At 37.7% G+C, this 20895-nt stretch carries 11 protein-coding genes; 1 reads left to right on the top strand and 10 read right to left on the bottom strand.

The annotated features are described in order from the left end of the window. The first annotated feature begins 33 nt into the window (after nt 1-33). Entirely contained in the window at nt 34-1347 is a 1314-nt protein-coding gene (pelA, locus tag C1A40_RS02135) for a pectate lyase (protein WP_102994454.1), read from the top strand. A 310-nt stretch (nt 1348-1657) separates the two neighbouring features. Here the strand turns inward: pelA and C1A40_RS02130 are convergent, their stop codons facing one another. The 10 genes from C1A40_RS02130 to C1A40_RS02085 all read right to left on the bottom strand — a co-directional run bounded on the left by C1A40_RS02130 (nt 1658) and on the right by C1A40_RS02085 (nt 20858). Next, nucleotides 1658-2608: an alpha/beta hydrolase gene (locus C1A40_RS02130; protein WP_241910468.1), complete on the bottom strand. Its 951-nt coding sequence runs from the start codon at nt 2606-2608 to the stop codon at nt 1658-1660. Between the two features lie 283 nt (nt 2609-2891). Continuing rightward, a complete protein-coding gene (locus C1A40_RS02125; RefSeq protein WP_102994453.1) occupies nt 2892-4520 on the bottom strand; it encodes a glycoside hydrolase family 43 protein in 1629 nt (542 codons plus the stop codon). A 12-nt stretch (nt 4521-4532) separates the two neighbouring features. Next, nucleotides 4533-5777, bottom strand: coding sequence for a glycoside hydrolase family 88/105 protein (locus C1A40_RS02120; RefSeq protein ID WP_102994452.1), 1245 nt, complete (start codon nt 5775-5777; stop codon nt 4533-4535). A gap of 103 nt (nt 5778-5880) precedes the next feature. Continuing rightward, on the bottom strand, nt 5881-6900 hold the full coding sequence (locus C1A40_RS02115; RefSeq protein ID WP_102994451.1) for a DUF4861 family protein: 1020 nt from the start codon (nt 6898-6900) through the stop codon (nt 5881-5883). Between the two features lie 301 nt (nt 6901-7201). Next, the gene (locus tag C1A40_RS02110) at nt 7202-8638 is read right to left on the bottom strand and encodes a glycoside hydrolase family 28 protein (RefSeq protein ID WP_102994450.1); all 1437 of its coding nucleotides are present in this window, start codon (nt 8636-8638) and stop codon (nt 7202-7204) included. A gap of 116 nt (nt 8639-8754) precedes the next feature. Next, on the bottom strand, nt 8755-10989 hold the full coding sequence (locus C1A40_RS02105; RefSeq protein WP_102994449.1) for a pectinesterase family protein: 2235 nt from the start codon (nt 10987-10989) through the stop codon (nt 8755-8757). 244 nt (nt 10990-11233) lie between these two features. Next, nucleotides 11234-12784, bottom strand: coding sequence for a DUF5123 domain-containing protein (locus C1A40_RS02100; protein ID WP_158651242.1), 1551 nt, complete (start codon nt 12782-12784; stop codon nt 11234-11236). Between the two features lie 31 nt (nt 12785-12815). Beyond that, the gene (locus C1A40_RS02095; protein ID WP_102994447.1) at nt 12816-14609 is read right to left on the bottom strand and encodes a RagB/SusD family nutrient uptake outer membrane protein; all 1794 of its coding nucleotides are present in this window, start codon (nt 14607-14609) and stop codon (nt 12816-12818) included. 19 nt (nt 14610-14628) lie between these two features. Then, the gene (locus C1A40_RS02090; RefSeq protein WP_102994446.1) at nt 14629-17883 is read right to left on the bottom strand and encodes a SusC/RagA family TonB-linked outer membrane protein; all 3255 of its coding nucleotides are present in this window, start codon (nt 17881-17883) and stop codon (nt 14629-14631) included. A 470-nt stretch (nt 17884-18353) separates the two neighbouring features. Beyond that, nucleotides 18354-20858: a pectate lyase family protein gene (locus C1A40_RS02085; protein ID WP_102994445.1), complete on the bottom strand. Its 2505-nt coding sequence runs from the start codon at nt 20856-20858 to the stop codon at nt 18354-18356. Between the last annotated feature and the right edge of the window lie 37 nt (nt 20859-20895).

The raw sequence follows: 20895 nt of genomic DNA, 5'->3' as shown, positions 1-20895 counted from the left end.
CGATTACATTGAAACTGATTTATAGAAATAGATATGAACAAATTTTTGAAATTCTCAAGCCTTTTTATGGTTTTACTGGTTATGGCTTCGTGTAGTAGCGATGATGATGAAACTAAGGAAGAAAAACCAGCTGAGGTATTGGTTACAAATATTACCATTATAGGTAATGATATCACAGATGGAAAACCTATTAATTTGTCGGCCGATCTAGCACCTTCTGATGCTACGAATACAAACGTAAACTGGAGTGTGTCCGATAAAAAAATCGCAGAAGTTAGCTTGTCTGGCGTTCTCACACCAAGAGATAACGGCGAGGTTACGGTTATAGCAACCGCTAAAGATGGTAGCGACGTTACAGGTGAATTGGTAATTAAAATTTCTGGCGTAACACACGGCACCGTTTTAAAGGCAGAAAATATGTTACTATGGCAACGTAGTAATGGCGGATGGCCCAAGGAACCTCATAATGACTTTTCAGGATACAATCGAGAACAAACCGCCGCAGAAAAAGCTCAAGCTATAAGTGAAAAGGAAAATACAGATACGACTATAGATAACGATCACACCATTGGTGAAATTCGTACCTTATTAGAGGCTTATAAACAAACCTTTAATCCGGCATACTTGAATGCAGCAGAAAACGGCTTGAAATATCTTTTTGAAGCGCAATACGATAACGGTGGATGGCCTCAATATTATCCAGACCGAAGTGGTTATAGGTATCAAATTACATTTAATGATAATGCTATGGCTAACGTTATGGAACTGATGTGGGATATTTATAAAGGTGAAAATGACACAGAGAACTTCGATGAAAGTTATAGAGCTTCGGCTAAAACAGCTTTTGATAAAGGGATAGAGGTAATTTTAAAAACACAAATTACAGTAAATGGAGTGAAAACAGCCTGGTGTGCACAACATCATGATGTGACTTTACAACCCGCTAAAGCTAGATCGTATGAGTTACCATCAATTAGTGGATCTGAATCTGTTGGTGTGGTGCGAACGCTTATGTTGGTAGAAAGTCCTTCTTCAGAAATTAAGCAAGCTGTTCAGGATGCTATGCAATGGTTTGAAGATGCAAAATTATACGATATCGATACTAAAAAAACGACAACTAATGGGCAAGCAGATGTCGTAGTTGTTTCATCCCCAGGAAATATTATTTGGGCACGCTTTTACGATTTACAAACCAACGAACCATTTTTCTGTGGCAGAGATGGTATTAAGAAAAAGACGCTTGCAGAGATTGAGCAAGAAAGAAGAGCAGGCTATGCTTGGTATGGTAACTGGCCTTCAAAAATAGAAACAGAATATAAAAACTGGAAAAGTAAACTGGGTATTTAAAAATTTAGTAGTGTTTTAAACACAGTTAGTTTTTTATTGTTCAGAGGTGCTTATGTTTGGCCATAGGTACCTCTTTTTGTATGATATGGTTTAATATTTATTTTTGACTATTGACTATTGACTATTGACTATTGATTATTGATTAATGATAATTGAGTATTTAATGAAAAAGGTACAGTTTACTAGCAAATAGTACATTGCTTACTACTAACAGCCTACGGCCTTTCAAATTGAATATTTACCATTAATCATTGAGTCATTATTGAAAAAAGTATAGTTTAATTGCATACAGCCTACTGCCAATAGCTTTTCAGAACACCTTATTCAAAAAATTTACAGTATAGGTAAAGGTGGTTTCAAACCAAGGGTGTACCAGCCAAAAGGAATGCGGACTATCCGGAATGGTGTGCACTTCGTTGTAAATGTTAAAGTGATTAAGGCGCTTCACCATATCATCACGACCAGCATGAAAACGAGGTTGAGCGCTATTAATAAAAAGTGTTGGAGGTGTGTGCTCGTTAACATATTCTAAAGGAGAGGCTTCCTTCCAATTTGACCAATTCTCTTCTCGGTTACCACCTAGCCAAATGCTAGCCATTTTTCCTTCATCTCCCGCTTCAGGGTGAATGAACGATACGATACCATCGACATTAATTATAGCTTGTACGTCATCAGATATAGAAGCTCCTGATTCATAAATTTCAGCATTTGGGGTAACACCAACTAAGGTGGCTAATTGAGCACCTGCTGAGGTTCCTAAAACAGCTAATTTATCCGGGTTTATATGGTATCTCGCCGCGTGCTTTTTTACAAATTTTATAGCATCTTTAATATCAATAACGGCTGCTGGATAGGGTGCTTCTAATCCGAGTCGATACGACACAGCAATGCCAATAAAACCGTTAAGGGCTAAATGCTGCGCCATAACACGTTGGTTCTCTTTTTGTCCCGTAAGCCAACCTCCTCCATGGATAAGCAATACGGCAGGATGCATTTTAACATGTATTTCCTTTGGTATGTAAATGTCAAGCTTTAATTCGGTAGAATCTGCAGTTTTGTAAACGATGTTTTCTCCATAAAAAATTTGATCTGTAATTAAGGGTTTTATGGGACTGATATCCTCATAATTTTTCTTTAGTTTGTCATAAGTTTTTTCAACAGTATAGGGCGTAAATTCTGATGCTTTTTGAGCCCAGATGGAGCTGCTCACACTCAATAAAAGCATTAATACTAGGGTTTTAGATACATGTTGCTTTTTCATAACGTAGGATTTAATTCTGGTATTTCTTTATAAACAAATCGAGCATCTTCAGTTGCTTCTTTGGGATGAAAGTGTTATCGGGATTCGGCGATACTTACAATAAAAGCGTAAGGCGATTTTCAGCCACAGCACTATGTATTTTTGTTTGTTGCATCGTCTTAATTTCTATAAAAAAAAACTTGTCAAAAATATTAATAAAGCTTGAGCTTATATAACTTTTGACAAGTTTAGATTTCAGATTCTACCCGTTTTAAGTCCTAGGGCTTATATTTTATAAGTTTATTTATTTTTCAACCTTAAAATAATCAATATCGGCATAACCGCCACGTTTAGCTTCCATAGTACTAACTGAAAATAAACCCACTTTAGCACCAATCCATTTGCCTTCTTTAGCTTTAAATGGTTTGCCTATTTTTTTGAATTTTTTTCCGTTTTCAGAATAACTGAATTGACACATGGCGTTTGGTCCAGTAATGGCTACTTTAAAATAAGCCATATTCGATTTAAGCTTTTTTTCTTCTACAACCACTTCTGAAGCACCATTAATAGCATCTTTACATACGACTTGTTTGATGAAAAAATCGCCATGATCGTTGTTAATACTCAGCGACGCATAATCCATACCCATGATAATTAATCCAGCCGATTTACCTAGTTTTGCTTCTTCAGGGATTAAAGTGATTTTCGTTGTTGCCGTAAATTGGGGAGCCGGAAACTTTTGAAGCAATAGATTAGGCATGAGCCATAAATTGCTTAAAGGTTCGGTGGGTTTTATGGAAAACAATCTCAAATAGTCATTTCCTGGTAACTTCGCATGCCAAACCACATCGTTATTGGCGTTCCATTGCCATTGTAAGCCTATATTTTGACCGTCAAAATTATCGGTTTCGTAAGGTGTTTCAATCGGATAGCTTTGCCCTACGTTAGGTTTTTTATGTGTTTTTACGGGTTCACCAATACCATTGCCATCGTAATCTTTTCCCATAACTGGCCAATCGTTTTCCCAAGTCATGGGTTGTAAATGCACGATACGTCCGTAGGCATTAACGTCTTGGAAATGGTAAAACCAGGATTCCCCCTCAGGTGTTTCTACCCAAGCCCCTTGATGCGGCCCATTAATTTTGGTACTACCTTGTTCTAAAACGATCTTCTCTTCATAAGGGCCGTAAATATTTTTAGAACGTAAAATGAGTTGCCAACCCGTTGGAACACCTCCAGCAGGAGCAAAAATGTAATAATAGCCGTTTCGTTTGTAAAATTTAGACCCTTCAACGGTTTCGTGATGGTCATGACCATCAAAAACATGGGTGCCTTTATCTAACACTTTGGTGCCTTCGGGGTTCATTTTATTAACACTAAGTAAGCTTTTTACCCCGGCACGACTTCCTGCGTAAGCATGTACCAAATATGCATCGCCATTATCGTCCCATAAGGGAGAAGGGTCTATAAGTCCTTTACCAGGCATCACAAGAACGGGGTCGTCCGACTTGCCGTAAGGGTCTTTGGTTTTAACCATATAAATCCCAAAATCGGGATCGCCCCAATAGATGTAAATTTCGTTATTATGATAACGAATGCAAGGTGCCCAAACCCCATTACCATGTTGTGGAATTTTAAAAGTTTCAGCAGGAACCTGCTCTGGTAAAGCATGATTAATAAGTTGCCAGTTTACCATATCTTTTGAATGTAAGATTGGTAGGGCAGGAGCAGCATTAAAACTTGAAGCTGTCATATAATAATCATCGCCAACACGCACAACATCAGGATCGGAATAATCGGAATATAATATCGGGTTGTTATAGGTGCCGTTGCCGTTATCGGCAACCCAAACTTCCGAAACATAAGGTTTCTCGGTTTGGGCTATGAGAAGTGTACTAAATAAGCAACAGAAAATTAAAGGATATAACTTCATTGAAATGCTATCTTATTTATTTAATTCTAAACTAGCCATAATGAAAGGCCCTGTACCTTTAGGGTCGTTAGAACGAATTATTTCTCCTATGTAGTATTCGTACGAGCCGTCACGGTAAGGGTCTCCGCCTAAACCAGCTACACCACAACATTTGTTTAGGTTTATTACGCCGTTTTTTTCTACAGTTACTAATTTATCAATAAGTACGTCATAGGCTTTTTCTGCAATGGTTAAATACTTTGCAGGTAAGTAGCCTTTATTAGCACCTTTAGCAAATGTGTAAGTGAACATAGCAGTTCCTGTAGCTTCTAGATAGTTTCCTTCACGAGCGCCTTGGTCGAGAACTTGCCACCATAATCCAGATTCATCCTGAACTTTAGCAATGGCTTCTGCGTATTCGTTTAAGTATTTTATGATGCGGGCTCTTCCTGGGTGATCGCTAGGTAAATCATCTAACACATCAACCATCGCCATACCGTACCATCCCATACCTCTAGACCAGAAGTGTTGTGAATTTCCAGTGTCTTTATTCGCCCAACGTTGTTCTTTACTTTCATCCCAACCATGGTAAAGTAACCCCGTTTCTTTATCCTGACTGTGTTTTTGGATCAGATCAAATTGAAGTACTACATCATCATAAATGTGTTTTTTCTTAGCCTCATCTTCAATGTAAGTTTTAGCATAGCGCAAATGGAAAGGTTCTGCCATATATAAACCATCTAACCACATTTGATACGGGTATATTTTTTTATGCCAGTAACCACCTTCAGAAGTTGTAGGTTGCGACTCCATTTGGCTGTTTAAAGTTTCCATAGCCGTAAGGAAACGTTGCTCCTTAGTTTTAGGGTATAAATACAGTAAAACATCGCCAGATTTTATCATATCTAGATTTTGATTGGATAGCTTATAAGTTAGAATGGTACCTGTGCTATCAATCATTTCATCGGCATAATCGTAAATATATTGATAAATTTTTTCGTTTTTAGTTTGTTCGTAAACACGTGCTGCGGCGTCTAAAACTAAGCCGTTGGTATAGCTCCATTTTGGCTTATCTCTAAAATCCAAAAGCGAGGCTTTTGGAAAGCGTTCAATTTCAGAAAGCATCATGCGTTCCGACCATTTTAAAGTTTCAGGTACCACCTTTTCAACAGCAGCGGTTTCTGCTTTAGTTTCGGTTTCCGATTTGGCATCTTTACACGATGTGGTGGTTAAGCCTAAGGCTAGTGCAAATAATGCGATATAGGTTGTAGTTTTCATTTGTTTAAATTTTGTCAAGAACCTTTGGTTCGGTTATTTAGTTATTTCGATGGGTAATGCCCTTTGTTTTCCAAATGCCCATTTTGGGCTTTCATAAGTTTATTTAGTTTATAGCGTCGGTTTGATCTAAAGTTGCTAATTTGTTGTTGAGGTCGGCGATAAAAGCCTCTTCAGTTTTAATCCCGTTAGGTTCTTGTTCCCAAGCTCCTAAAAAGTAGTAAGTCACAGTTTTAGTGGTTGGTTTGAATATCACAAGATGATCATGTTGGCCTTCTTTTTGCTCGGCTACTTCTTCAAGTTTATAGAAAAGTGCCATACCTAAATTATCTGGAGGACTAGCTAAGGTTTGAACTCCGTAAGTAGCAATATAAGCCCATTTTTTGCCTACCTTTTTAGTTACAGGAATACCTTTTGCAATTACGATACCCGTACATAATCCTTCAATTTCTTTTGATGGCGTTAATTCAGCCTTTGTGAAACGATCTTCAGGATAAATACTTAATACCGATTTTAAATCGATGCTGTCATCACCCGTTTTCCAGTCTTTATAAGAAATCGTAATAGCTGATTCGCTATCGGTATTTGAAATAGCTGCATGGGTATCTTTCACGTTTTGGAAATGTACTATGGTATCGGCTACAATACGACCGTAACCACCAATACCCATTGATTTTCCAGCTTTTAAAATATCTTGTCCCCAAGCTGATGCTTCGTGGTAAGAATCGAATCCATCTTGTCCAACTTCAGGAAGCACCATAGTGTCAACCTTTTTACCAAAAATGTCGATAGCATTTCTCCAATCTAGGTACAAGCGGTAGCCAACCTGACTGTTTTCCCAACCAGGACCTTCATAACGAATGTACCATGTGTGATCGGTATGTTCTTCAGGAACTTGAAGTTCATCTACATTTTTAAACGAAGTACTACCACTGTATTCTTGGTGGCTTCTAGGGCCATCAACCCATTTTCCGCCTTGAGCGATAGAAATTTCTGCATAGGTTTTAGGAGCTTTATTATTTTCTTTTACAACTTCAACGGCTGTTGAGGTTTCTGTTTTAGTTTGGTTGTCTTTGCAAGCGTATAAGCTTAAAAAGGCAATAGATAGTATGGCTAATTTTTTCATGTTTTATTTTTGAAATGGTTTTTCTTAATAAAATAAATTGAATGTCTAAAGTCAATCGTAAGCCATAACGTCAACCTGAACTTGTTTCAGGTGCTCAAACACAATCGCGTATCGATGTTTGCAAGTATTATGTCATGCTGAAACGAGTTTAGCATGACACGAAAAATAACGTTATAACCCAATTTAGACCTTCAGATAAAATAAATAAGCTCTAAATAACTGGAATCGTTTGATGTAAAAGAAAACAACTTTAATTCAAACTATTTAGGGCTTATTTAAAAATCATTTGAGTGTTGTAAGTTTAGTATGATTTGCCGTTTATCGTGGTGTTTTCAAACACGATAGGTTCGGAATGTTCAACTTTCATTGGGGTTTTGGCTCCTTTAATGTGTACGTTTGTAAAGGTGACATTTTCTATTTTAGCTTCTTCACGACCATTAATTAAAATTCCGTATTTCCCACTGTTTTCTACCGTCATGTTTTCTAAATGCACATTTTTGATCGATGGAATATGGTTGCCCTCCTGGTTGGCGTATATACCGTAGTGTAAGTTGATGCGTAAAGCAGCTTCTTTAACTTGCCCCACTTGAACATCTTTTACAAATAAATTTTCTACGAAACCACCTCTAAGCGTATTGGTTTTAATACGAATGGCACGGTCTAGGTTTGGACTATCCATTTTACAGTTTCTAACAAACACATTTCTTACTCCAGCAGAAATTTCAGAACCCAGCACCACGCCACCATGACCATCCTTCATGTAGCAGTTTTCTACAACAATATTTTCGCTGGCAATATTAACGGCACGACCATCTTCATTTCTACCAGCTTTAATGGCGATACAGTCATCACCAGTATCAAAAGTACAGTTGGCAATATGTACGTTTTTGCTGTATTCAGGGTCGCAACCATCGTTGTTTGGACCGTGGCTCGATACCGTTACGCCATCAATTCTAACATAATTGCAACGTAAAGGGTGAATTACCCAGAAAGGCGCATTAGTAATGGTAACGCCTTCTAGTAATACATTTTCGCAATCCATAGGTTCGAAAAAGGTGGGACGCAGTTGGTAGCCGTCTCCAAAAGTTCTATCGGCTACAGGAATTTGAGCTTCATTCATTTGGCGTAAACGTGGTAAGTTAATCGAGTCGTGCTGTTTTACAGCACCTTCAACATAACCATATTTATCTTTACCGCACCATGGCCACCAGTTTTCGTTACTTCCTTGTCCGTTTAAAACCCCTTTACCTGTTACGGCAATGTTGTTTTGCTTGTATGCACGAATAAGCGGTGAATAATTCATCAATTCCACGCCTTCATAAGAGGTGTGAACAATGGGTAGATAGTCTTTGTGGTTGGTTGAAAAAAGGACCTGAGCACCTTCTTCTAAATGCAGGTTGACATGACTTTTTAAAACAATTGGTCCCGTTAAAAAATCACCGGCAGGAATAATCACTTTACCACCGCCTGCTTCATGACAAGCATCGATAGCTTTAGCTATAGCTTCTGTATTCAAAGTTTTTCCATCGGCTACAGCGCCATAATCGGTAATGTTGAAAGTGTTATCCGGAAATTCTAGAACTTTTATGGACTTAATAATGTTATCGGCCTCAATAAAAGAATCTGCTTTTGCTACCACTTCTGGTTGCTTCGATTTTTCTTTACAAGATTGCATGGTGAAAGAAAAAAATGCCATACAAACTATGGCCAACAGAACTGTTTTTTTTTGTGTTTTCATTTAGAATAAGTTTAATTGTAATCGATTGTATAAAAATACTAAAGTTGGAACTGTTAGCATAATTTTAGTGTATAATATTACGTTAATAATTTGATGGTAAAAAGGGGTATAGTGTTTTAAATATTTGTATTCCAATTATCTATGTCTTTTAGAACATTTTCCCTGTTGAATTTTTTAACGTTTTTTTTAGTCAGTTTTTTGGCCCAAGGAACTCGGTTATTCGAAGCGCCAGGTCCGGATGTATTATACTCGCCATAAAAGGTGGTTTTTTCGGCATGTGGTTTGTTCCAATTATGCCATCCTTCGGGTTTGATATGCTTGTCCATAACACAATCTATCCACACAGTTTGGGCATAATCTCGCCACGGACGGCCAAGGTAGAAACTGTTTTCTTCTGCGTTTCCTGTAATCTTACAATTTTTGAACACAAAACCATAAGCAGATGATTTGTTGGTTGAAGCGGCTGTTATGTACCCTTTGTTTTTACAATAGATTTCACAGTTTTCAAAATATCCCGTAGACCAACCGAATATAAAATCGACAGTGCCTTCAATGTAACAATCTTTATAGTATTGGCGGCTATTTTCACCATGTAAGTATAGGGTGTCTTGGTTTCCAAGAAATCTGCAATTTTCAAAAATCACTTTATCACCATCCACACGCACCGCTACGGCCTGACCTACGGGGCCTGCACTATTTTCGAACGTGATGTTTTTTGCGGTAAAATTATTGCCAAATACATAAAAGGATGTGGAACCAGTGGTTCCAACTTCCTCACCAAATATGTTATGTTTTTGAGCAAAATCGTCGTAAGTTAAAAGGGTTTCGGTTTTACTTTCACCTATAAAAGTGACTTGTGTTTTAGAGGCTGGAAGCACGAGTTTTTCTTTATATACCCCTTTTTTAATATAGATTTTTGTTTCTTTTTTTCTAAAATCGGGAACGGCATTAATAGCCTCTTGAACGGTTTTAAAATCGGAAACCCCAGTTTTGCCCACAACAAAATCGTAGGCCACACCGTTTATGATTGTTTTTTGGTGCGTATACACCACTAAGTTGTTGGTGTAAACTTCAATATTGCTATACTTTTTATCCAAGTTGTTTAAATGGGCATCATTTTCATTGGGGTTGAGTTTGTGTTTTTTCTCCCAGTCGTCCGGCATTCCATCTTTGTCGCTATCTAATGGAGCTTTTTCGGATTTTAAAATGGGCCATCCACCAACATTATCTTGGGAATCTATAATGCCGTTTTTATAATCAGCACTCCCTTCTTTGGTGTTGTGAACCACTCTAGCATCTGGTGCATCTCTAAATAAACTCGCGCCAGCATATTTTAATACCTTTTTGTAAGCCTCTTCGGCGGTATCGGTTTTTATGTTTTGGTTTATTGAGATTTCAGATTCTAATTTAGCCTCTAAAGGATTTTCACATTGTACACCGCCATTCCAATTGTTTTTTGAAATTTCATCATAACCATGTACATAATTGCCGTTCACATAAAATTGACCATAAGGTTCAGAAGGATCTACGATACGGTCTAGTTTTGAAGAAGTTGTTGCAGGACCCGATTTAAAATAATTGTTTACGAGGTTGTATCGCCCTTTTTCGCCGCCATAAATATTGTTTTCGCCCCAATTATAAATCACATTATTTCTGAAATCTACAAACTCATTTTCGGAGTTTGCTGTGGTTTTAGATCCGCTAAACCTTGGGTTTCTACTGTTATTGCTAACTATTAAGTTGTGATGGAATGAGGCTTTTACACCGCCCCAAATACCACCATAGCCATGAGCCCCTTTTTGATGTACCGATCGGTTTAAGGCTTCGGAAATGATACACCATTGTAGGGTGAAATTTGTATTATCGTAAAAGGAGGCATTCTCATCGGTAGCCCAACTAATGGAACAATGATCTATGATAACGTTGTTGGTATTTCTACAACCTAGGGCATCGCCTTCTACATTGTGGGTGTCGCCCATTCTAAATCTTAGATAACGGAGTATCACATTATCGGCTTTTATGGTGAACGGATAGCCTTTAATGGTAATACCATCACCAGGTGCGGTTTGCCCTAAAATGCTGAGGTCGCCACGATTTACATCCAAATCGGATTGTAATTCAATAGTTCCAGATACAGCAAAAATAATGATTCGTGGCCCTTTTTTAAGTATGCCTTTACGCAGGCTACCTGCGCCACTATCATTTAAGTTGGTTACGGTATATATGAGTCCACCTTTACCTCCTGTGGCAAATTGTCCAAACCCTTCAGCCGTTGGGAAAGCTAAATTTTGAGCATGGATAGAACAGGCTAGGAGTAGGGTGATAAGATATAAAAGTGTTTTTTTGAACATAAAAAACGATGTGTTGTTATTCATTATAAAAATATGGATTTCGGGGCTTATAAGATTTTTGAATTAAGTTTTCAAAGATTTAAATGCTACCAATTAACTTAAAAGCCATATAATTTGGCCTCATGGATACAAAGCCTGTACTGGGTTTTTGATATTAATGGACGTTCTGTAAAGCAAGTTTTAAGAAACAAAAAAGGTATACACATGGCATACCTTTTTTTAATACAATCAATGAAAATTTGGATTATAACCAACGTGGGTCACCAATATTATTGTCTATAATTAACTGGCTAGTTACTGTAAAGTCGCCATTTAACGGATCAACAAACCCAGGGTTTTCAGTAAATCCAGCACTGTCGAAAACAGTTTGTCCTGAATTGAAGAACCCATCAGCATTGTGGTAGTTGTTACTTCCAAATGTTGGATTAGGATCTGTTCTACTCTGGTCTGAATAACCTTCAGAAGATGTTTCTGTAATCAAGTTGTTTTGAGATGTAAAAGTATTCGTTTGGAATCTCACATACATCAATCTTTTAGAGCTAGAATCTGAGCAACCATATAATGTGCAGTTTTTCAGGATAATATTACAATTTTGACCAGTTTGCGTTTGTGAACCAGCGTCGTCAATTCTGAAGAAATCACGACCAGGAGCACAGTTGTTAAAGGTAGAGTTAGTCACTGAAACATTAAATACATTAGAGTTTCTAAAGTCGATGAAATCACCACCGTTTGTCCAAATATCTGTAACGATACAATCGTCTACAACCACCGATTGGACGATAGCGTCTGTCGTGCTACCGGCTATAAATGATTTGTTGTAATCACTAATAACACAGCCTGTAATAGTTAACGAGTTGTAGTTATCAGCCTCGTTATATCTTACTACATCTTGGTTGATTGTTTGTCCGTTACCTTCTCCCATTAATACTAAATCAATTAAGCTAACATCGGTTGCACCAGCTAATACTGAAAAGGCTAGTTTAAGCTGTGGCTTAAAATCTGGGTGTAAACCTCTAATCGTGATTGATTTTGTTAAATCTACTTCAGCCGACTGCGCGGTGTAATCACCTTCTTTTAAAAGTAAAATGTCTCCAGGCATGGCATTATTAATAGCCGTAACAATATCATCAGTTGGAGATAATAAAGTGTTATTTCCAATGGCAATAGTTGTTGTAATTGTAGCGTTACCTCTGTTTTTTGTGTTATTAAATAAAATAACTTTATACTCAGTTTCTGGAGTTAATCCATTAACCGTGGCTACACCAGCTGCTTTTTCATCAGCAGTGATATCGTGAATTACGGCACCATCGTTGAATGATAAATGCGTTACATTAGCGCCTGCTTCCCATCTTAAGGTGGCGGTAGTTGGTTGTGCATCACCCGGTTGGTATGGCGCCATTATTTGCTCCGATAAAGTGGTTACCTCGCCGTAAGCATATTTAGAATCGTCTAGTTCTCTAGAACTAAGTGCTTTTACTCGAATAGAATAAACCGTTTCACCTTCTAATCGAATTAACACAGGTAGCTCAGAGCTTTTCACGTCTTGAGACAAGAAAATGGTGTTAAAATCTGGGTCGTCAGCACTAAACTCAACGAGGTAATCAGAAATCCCGTCTTCTATGGTCCAATTAAGTTCCACATAGGTTTGATTTCTAACTGTCGCTTTTAGGGCTACAGGCGCGAACTCTCTTTCGAATTCAAGTTCTTCTACTAAATCTTCGTTGTACCCACAGCTGTTAACAAGAACAGTTAGTACCAAAGCGAAGATGGTTTTATATAAATATTTAGTTTTCATAATCATATGCTTATTTGTTGTTTTATTATGATTAATAACCGTAATCATTAGTCAAGGTGTTATTACTTCCATCAATAAATACTTGCCAAATTGGCCAGAATTGCTTGGTGTCAGGGTCGGCGCTATATAGCGTGTTGGTTCTATCTTCAGTAACACGATCCCAGTTGATTGCTGTATAATCTGGTCCTGGGTTATAAATTTCACCTCTATTTAAACCGTAAGTAATTAAGGTTTCGTTGTCGGCGGCATATTTATAGTAAATTGTTGATGGAACATCAGCGTATTCACCAGTACGCGCTTTAAGGTTGATTAACTTATCTTTAGTTTCTGCTAATTTAGTACCTAATAAGTTCCAACGGATAAGTGCTTGTTTACGTTCCATTTCACCTGTAAACTCGAATTTATGTTCTTCAACAATAGCATCAAGCATGGCTTGTTTACTTCCTAAAGCATTTACATAAGCATCCACCTTCGTAGCATAATCAGTGGTTTTGAACGCTCTTCTTCTTAATTCTTTTAAGTAAGGCGCAGCTGCTCCAGGACCTTGTAACTCATTGGCCGCTTCAGCAGCAATTAATAAGACTTCGGCATAACGCATGTATATTTTATTCATGCCATCGTCGTTAGTAGATGTAACACGTCTATTCATCCATTCATAACGGTACTTTCCAAAATACCATCTTTTTGAATCGGTATATTCTTGTTGGGCAAAACCATATTCAGGGTTACCTATGTCAACAGCTGTACCCCATTCATAAGGGATGCATGTGATGTCTCTCCTTTCGTCAGCTTCATCAAAATCGTAAAACAAGTTGGCTACAGGTCCTGCTTGACCACCTCTAGGTTGAGCAGTATGTTGGTCTACACTTGTGTGTCGGATACCGAAGGTAAAGGTTACACGACCACGACCATCGGCAAAAGGAATTTCCCATAAAGACTCTAAACCAGCATTGTAGTTTTCTTCGTTAAGGTTTCTCCATAAACCTTCAAAAGTAGGGAAGAGGCTAACTGTGCCACTAGAAATAACCGATTGACATTCTGTTAAGGCTAATTGATACATGTTAGCAACGGATAATTCTGGATCCTTGCTACGTCTAATACCATCAGGGTACTGTTGATATCCACTAGCTGCCATGGCTATACGTGCTCTTAAACCTTTAACAAAAGCTTTGTTGATACGCTCAACACTAGTAGTTAAGTTGGTTTCGTTTGGCCATGCTACTAAAGTTACGGCCTCACCTAAATCTGCAATGATTTGTTTGTAAACTATGTCACGGCTTGATTTTGGTAAGTACACGGTTTCACTGTTAATCGGTTCGAAACGTGCAATGACATCCCCCCAAGCTTTTATTAAATCGGCGTAATACACGGCACGAAGTGTTAAAGCTTCTCCTAAGTACTGCCCAAGTTCCGTCCCGGGTTCTGGGTTACCATAAGTTCGGATACCTCTAATACAAATGTTTGCGCGCTCAATGCCTTTGTACATTTCAGCCCAAGCATTGTCGTCACGATTCATAGAGGCATTATTAGCAGTTGCTACATATCGAGCCAATTCACCTTCGGCATCGCCGTCATTTTCAGAATCGTATAAATATTCGGTATCTGTATTTGTACCGTAAAAAGGTAGAAATCGCCCTCTGTACGAGTTGGTTTCCATCATGGGTTCAATAATACCGTCAATCGCCCCTTTTGTTAAACCTGGGGTAGAGAATATCAATTGCTCATCGAGTGTTGATTTCGCAGGAGCTTCCATGAAATCTTCACCGCAAGAGCTTAGCATTGCTGCTAATATTAATCCTGTAATTATTAAAATTTTATTTTTCATCTTCTAAAGAATCTTTTTATTAAAAGTTTAGGTTAAGTCCAAAAATGATTTGTCTACTTTTTGGATAAGGAGAGTAATCTACTCCAGGAGTCAATGGTGTTCTTCTTCTAGTGCTTACTTCTGGATCTAAACCAGAGTAATTTGTAAGAATGAAAACGTTATTAGCAGATAAGTAAAATCTTAATTTAGATAAACCTGCTTGCGACGAAAATCTTTCAGGAACAGTGTAACCTAAAGAAATGTTGTTTAATCGTAAGAACGAACCATCTTCTACAGCCCAGTCGCTAAATACGTAACGAGCCATATAAGGAGACCACATGCTTGTGTTTTCGTTTAATGCCGCTAATTGCGTAGGGTCTGTTACAAGTTGTCCAGTATTCGGATCAATATTGTTCCATCTTTCACCTTCAGCCATAATAGAGCTTAGGTTTCTATATTGGCCATTCGGGATGTTTGCTGTTGTAAACTCGATTTTATTAGCGTTATAAACATCATTTCCAACACTCCAGTTAAATGCAGCTGTAAAATCAAATCCATAGGCATTAGCATTAATGGTTAAACCGCCTGTAAAGTCAGGATTGGCGTTACCAATAACAGATATATCATCATCATTTACTTTGCCATCACCGTTAACATCGACTAGCTTCATTGAACCAGGTCTTAAGGTACCAATAACATCTGTACTATTTACCACACCTGATTTTAAAGTATACTCTTGAGTTACTGGATCATAATTAAAATCATCTACCTCATAACGGCCTGCATTTTTAAATCCAACCATAGTCCCTAATTGACCACCAACGGCAATTTCATATTCATTTCCAATTTGAGAAGACGCCCAATTGGTACGGTCGTAGAAATCTTCCATTACCCCTAAGGAGTTAATTCTGTTTATGTTTCTAGACATATTTATCGCGAAACTTAAACCAACGTTCTCTTTATTAATAGCAGCAAAGTTTAAAACACCTTCAAGACCTTTGTTTTCAACTTCACCCATATTTCTGTACTGGTTATCATAACCTGTACCAGGTGTAGGGAATCTAATTAGCAGATCGGTCGTAATATTTCTGTAGGCCTCAATAGAACCGCTTAATGTGCCTTTGAATAAATCGAAATCAAGACCTAAGTTTTGAGTGATGGTAGTCTCCCATTTTAAATCTGGATTGGCTAAGTTATTTTCTGGAGCCCAGAAATTAGCCACATTATTAATACGAAGGGTTGGACTAGATCTAAAATTTTGTACAGTTTGTCCAACAGGTATGTTGTTGTTACCTGCTTCACCGTAACTTACCCTTAATTTAAGCGTATTAATCCAACTTACGTCATCTAAGAAAGCTTCTTCAGACATTTTCCATGCGAAAGCGGCAGAAGGGAAGTAGCCCCAACGGTTTTCTTTAGTAAATTTACTAGAAGCATCTGCACGAAAAGTTGCAGTTAATAAGTAACGGTTTTTAAAATCATAATTCATACGACCGAAGAAAGATAATAACTTATCATCTGGGCTATAAAAATTATCAATTTCAATTGGAGTTCCTTGAGTCGTTAAACGCATGGCATTTTTAATATCAAAGAAGTCTGGTAGGCCATGAACCGTATTTGATAACCTATTGCTCTCTGAAAAAATCCACTCATGACCAACAAGAACTTTTAAACTGTGATTTTCGTTTAATATTTTATCAAAATCGTAGTTAAAAGTATTTGCATTTCTGAAACGGTTTCTTTTTCTGTCATAGAATTCTATAGCTGGTTGGTTTGGGAAATCTGTTTTATCTGTAACATAGTAAGTGGTCTTACCATAGAATCTGTAATCCTGATCGTTGTAGTTATCTAAACCTAAATCTGTTTTAAAAGTTAGGTCTTCAGTCATTTTCCAAGAAAAACTACCTAATAAGTTAAAGTTTTTTCTAAGCTGTAAACGTTGGTTGTCATGTACAGCAATAAAAGGGTTAACCAATTGGTTGGTTATATCTGGATCTGTTTCATCGGTACTAAGTCCTGAAATAGGAATTGGAGAATAGGATACACTGTGTTTTAAACGTGAATCGGCAGAAGATACCTCATTTTGTTCGTTAGCACCGCCACCATTAATTTCGGTGTCTGAATAACGGAAAGTCATCGATAAATCAACCTTATCACTGGCTTTATTTTTTAAAGCAAACGACAAGTTGTTTCTTTTGAAGTTAGACCCCACCATAATAGCTTTTTCATCATATAAAGCATAGTTGAAGTTAAAGTTGATTTTCTCAGAACCACCACGAATCGATAAGTTACGGCTTTCAACCTCACCCATTTGTCCGTAAATTTGCTTTTGCCAATTATTACCCTTTACTCCTGCGTATTGGTCTTGATCTTGCCATAAGCCGAAGTACTTTTCGTAAGATTGTAAGTTATCTCTTAACATAGCATATTCGTGCTGCCATTTCACGAAATCTTCTGGATCTAATACGTCAATGGTATTGGCAATAGTTTTAGCACCGTAAAAGGCATTAAAGTTCACTTGAATTTTTCCTTCCTTACCACTTTTAGTTGTAATGATGATTACACCATTCGCACCACGAGAACCGTAGATTGCGGTTGAGGAAGCATCTTTTAATACGGTAAGACTTTCGATATCTGTGGGCGACACATCACTCATACTATTAACAGGGAAACCGTCAACAATAATTAATGGGGAAGCGTCTTGAGTTAAAGATCCGCCACCACGTACTCTAATTTGAATCTCAGAATCCGGAGAACCTTCAGGAGACGATACTTGTACACCAGCCATACGCCCTGTTAAAGCTTCGGCCACACTAGCGATAGATTGTTTTTCTAAAACTTCACCACCTACATTAGCAACAGAACCTGTTAAATCTGATTTACGAGAAGTTCCATAACCTACAACGATAACTTCGTCTAGAGATTCTAAACTAGGTTTAAGCGTTACGTTAATAACACTGTTACCTGAAATATTCGCCTCATGAGTAATGTATCCTACATAAGAAAACACTAAAGTCGCATTGGCATCCACATCTGGTAAGACATATTTACCATCAAAATCGGTTGTTGTACCTTTGGTCGTTCCTTTTACAAGGATAGTTACTCCGGGCAACGGACCCCCTATGTCGCCATCCAGCACCTCTCCTTTAATGGTAGTCGAATTTTGAGCATTAACGCTTTGAGCGCCTAACAATAGCAATCCTACAAATAGGGCCAAATGCGCCTTTCTGTAGGGACTAAATTTTTTTCCTTTAAAAAAGGAAAAAACTTGATTTGATAAAAAAAAGTTAGTCATAAAGTATTAAAGTTTAGTTATAAATTAAATATTTCATTTCCGATTTGTAGGCACTTAATTGGTTGTTTAGCGCAACTACTTGTAATCGATTACAAAGATATGTGAATTATAACAAAAACCAAATTAAAAGTTAATAATCGATTGGTTTGTTGTTAAAATTATCCAGTTCGTCAGTTTTAAGGATTATAGTTGTTGTTTTGTGTAATTGTTATTTTTTAGAAAATAAAATGAATATTCCTTATTGTAATGATGTATAAATATAGAATATTTGTGTTATTTGAAAAAAAGAAGAGCTAAAAATTTTAGATTTACTTCAGTCTAAATGTTAATTTTAGCATGTTATTTATGTTAAAAATCATACAATATTGAAAAGTTTTTAAGCGCTCTGTTTTTTATTATAAAATAAAAACACCCTTCTAAAATAAAAGTTTAGAAGGGTGTATGGTGTAATCGGTTAAAATGTTACAGACCTACTTTTTTAGAAGTATTTTGTCTGTGACTTTAGAACTCGAGTACGTTTTTATTAAGTAAACACCTGTTTTAAGTTCATTTAAGTTTATTTGCTGAATGTTTTGTGATTCTAGCTTTAAAACCAGAACGCCTTGAATGCTATAAACTTCAACTTTTTCAACTTGAGAAGAACCAGTAATGTATAAAAAGTCTTTTACAGGGTTCGGGTAAAGTTTCAATGTATTTGATTGTTCACTATCTATACTTAAGGTGTCGTATTCCAGATTCATATAATATAAATTGGCGGTATCACCTTTTGTTATTTCGTGACTTCCTGCGCTTAAAGATATACTAGCTATACCGTTTACAATATCATAAGATACCCCGTCAATTTTTATGCTTCCACCTTGGGTTTCGTTAAATACCAATGTTAAGGTAGAGGCCGATACTGTTGAAAAACTGATGCTTGTAGACGATTCAATTTTTAAACATTGTGTTAGGGTTAAGGCATTGTAAACAACGGTTCCCTTAGATGTAGAAAGATTTCCGCTTATGGTATAAAAAGAACTGTTCTTTCCAGAGGTCGTATAGTTATGTTCCTCGTCTCCACTTGGTGAAGGTGCTGGAGCTGCTGAAGGTGTTGCTGTAGCTACATTGGATTCTACAGAGGCATCGGCGATCACCCAGTAGAAGTAAGGTGTATCGTTGGTTACGCTTAAATCTTCATAAGTTAGCGTATTGGCATCTGTGATATCTGTTAATTTTGTTCTGGTAGATAGGTCTGAACTTGTGTTTCTATAAATAGTAAAGGAGTTGGCCGCATAATGGCTTACAGTCCATTGAAGAGTTACACTCATGTTGCCAGGCGTTGCATGAAGTGTTACTTCTGGGTCTGGACCTTGATCACCTTGGATACAAACTAACGACGTGGCGTAGCTTGTTAGTTTCGCTTTTAAAGCAGAATCTACAGCGTACGACGTATCGTCGGTAGCATTATTAAAAGTCCAAGTAAAATCCCCACCAAACATGCGTCCAGCATAAGCCATAGTGTTGTTTTTAGCGTCTTCGGGCGAATCGGCTGTGTAACTATACATGATAGACCCATTAGTGTCGAAGTTGTTATGCGTGTTCGAGCCTTCGTAGGAAGTTACAGAGCTCGGAACCGGTTCATTTCTGCTGTTAACCACATAAGCATCGAAATCTACCGTAGAATTTGGAAAACTTGAATCGCCATAGGCTACAAAGCGTCGAGCGCCTTCAATATAGTTGTTGTAAGCTTTAATTGCCCCACCATCTTCTTTAGAAAAAGTTGGCATGTTGCTATAATCGTTAGCGTTTTTACTTTCATCAAATACATCCGACCCTTGCATAGACGTAAGAATAGGGTATTTACAGTTTCTAAAATAGTTAGCTTCAACAAATACTGAGGAAGCGTTTGTAGCGCCCACCCCATATTTAGAATTCCCATCGTAATAGTTGTTGTAAACATGCACGCTGTGACTTCTAATACGCGGGTGACGACTATCGGAGTGGTCGTACCAGTTGTGGTGGTAAGTTAGGTATTCTGGAGATTCGGTGCCATTACCTAAAAGGTTTGATTTTCCTGAATCCCAAAAATGGTTGTATGAAATGGTGACATAGCCCGATCTTTTACTGTCTAAAGCGCCATCGCCTTTAGCTTGGTCGGAATCGCCTCCTGCGCCACCGTAAAAGAAATCGTTATGGTGTACCCACACATAAGCGTTATCTTGTTGTAATCCAATATTATCGCCTTCATCACTGTCGCAATTCATGGTGGCGATGTTTCGAATTTCGACATTATTTGCGTTTTTAATGCGAATACCCCAGCCGTCGGCCGTAGCATCGTCGCCAACACCTTCAAGCGTTGTAGATTGCGACGTATTGTTTTTGTTTTCAATAACAATATCACCTTTATCCATATAATCTAAATCTGTAATTTGTCCGATTAATCGAACAATTAAAGGGCGATTATCTTGACCTTTTTTAAAACCTTCCAAAATATTCTGCAGACCAACACAAGGGTTGGCGTTTGCTCCAGTGACGTTTAATTCAATGGTGTTTTTGGTGTTTTCGGTAATGTATAGGATTACGGCGTTTGGTTTTACCGTACCATCCAAATTATAGGCACTTGGGTTGCCGCCGTTAGAAAATGCAAACCCTGTACGGTCATGTGGTAAAACCGTGATGTTTCCAGTGGTGCTAAGCGGGCCTTCAACGCCTGATATGACTGCAGCGACACTTATGGTATAGGTTCCTGCTTTGAGGCCTAGGAGGTCTGCACGCTGGTAACCCGAGTAGCACCTAATAAGTTGGTCGTCAATTTTTTTGTTGTTATACCCTTCGCCAGAGTAATACACGTTATAATGGTCGGCACCATTTATAGGGTCCCATTTTACGTAAGCAGATTCTAGCCAACCGTTAGCTTCGGTGATGTTGACATTTTGTGCTATGATGCTGAGGGTAGACAGCATAAGCATTGTAAAAAAAAATAATTTTTTGAACATAGTTTAAGTGGTATTTAGTTAATAATGGTTTGTTGGT

Origin of the sequence: Tamlana carrageenivorans, from assembly GCF_002893765.1 — a bacterium.
In the GTDB taxonomy this organism is placed as follows: Bacteria; Bacteroidota; Bacteroidia; order Flavobacteriales; family Flavobacteriaceae; genus Pseudotamlana; species Pseudotamlana carrageenivorans.
This window is presented reverse-complemented; position numbering and strand designations above follow the sequence as displayed.

Excerpts from the sequence above, each read along its gene's own strand:
- C1A40_RS02110 (WP_102994450.1), bottom strand. The coding sequence starts at position 8,638 with ATGAAAACACAAAAAAAAACAGTTCTGTTGGCCATAGTTTGTATGGCA.
- C1A40_RS02105 (WP_102994449.1), bottom strand. The coding sequence starts at position 10,989 with ATGTTCAAAAAAACACTTTTATATCTTATCACCCTACTCCTAGCCTGT.
- C1A40_RS02090 (WP_102994446.1), bottom strand. The coding sequence starts at position 17,883 with ATGACTAACTTTTTTTTATCAAATCAAGTTTTTTCCTTTTTTAAAGGA.
- C1A40_RS02100 (WP_158651242.1), bottom strand. The coding sequence starts at position 12,784 with ATGAAAACTAAATATTTATATAAAACCATCTTCGCTTTGGTACTAACT.
- C1A40_RS02095 (WP_102994447.1), bottom strand. The coding sequence starts at position 14,609 with ATGAAAAATAAAATTTTAATAATTACAGGATTAATATTAGCAGCAATG.
- C1A40_RS02120 (WP_102994452.1), bottom strand. The coding sequence starts at position 5,777 with ATGAAAACTACAACCTATATCGCATTATTTGCACTAGCCTTAGGCTTA.
- C1A40_RS02085 (WP_102994445.1), bottom strand. The coding sequence starts at position 20,858 with ATGTTCAAAAAATTATTTTTTTTTACAATGCTTATGCTGTCTACCCTC.
- C1A40_RS02115 (WP_102994451.1), bottom strand. The coding sequence starts at position 6,900 with ATGAAAAAATTAGCCATACTATCTATTGCCTTTTTAAGCTTATACGCT.
- pelA (WP_102994454.1), top strand. The coding sequence starts at position 34 with ATGAACAAATTTTTGAAATTCTCAAGCCTTTTTATGGTTTTACTGGTT.
- C1A40_RS02125 (WP_102994453.1), bottom strand. The coding sequence starts at position 4,520 with ATGAAGTTATATCCTTTAATTTTCTGTTGCTTATTTAGTACACTTCTC.
- C1A40_RS02130 (WP_241910468.1), bottom strand. The coding sequence starts at position 2,608 with ATGAAAAAGCAACATGTATCTAAAACCCTAGTATTAATGCTTTTATTG.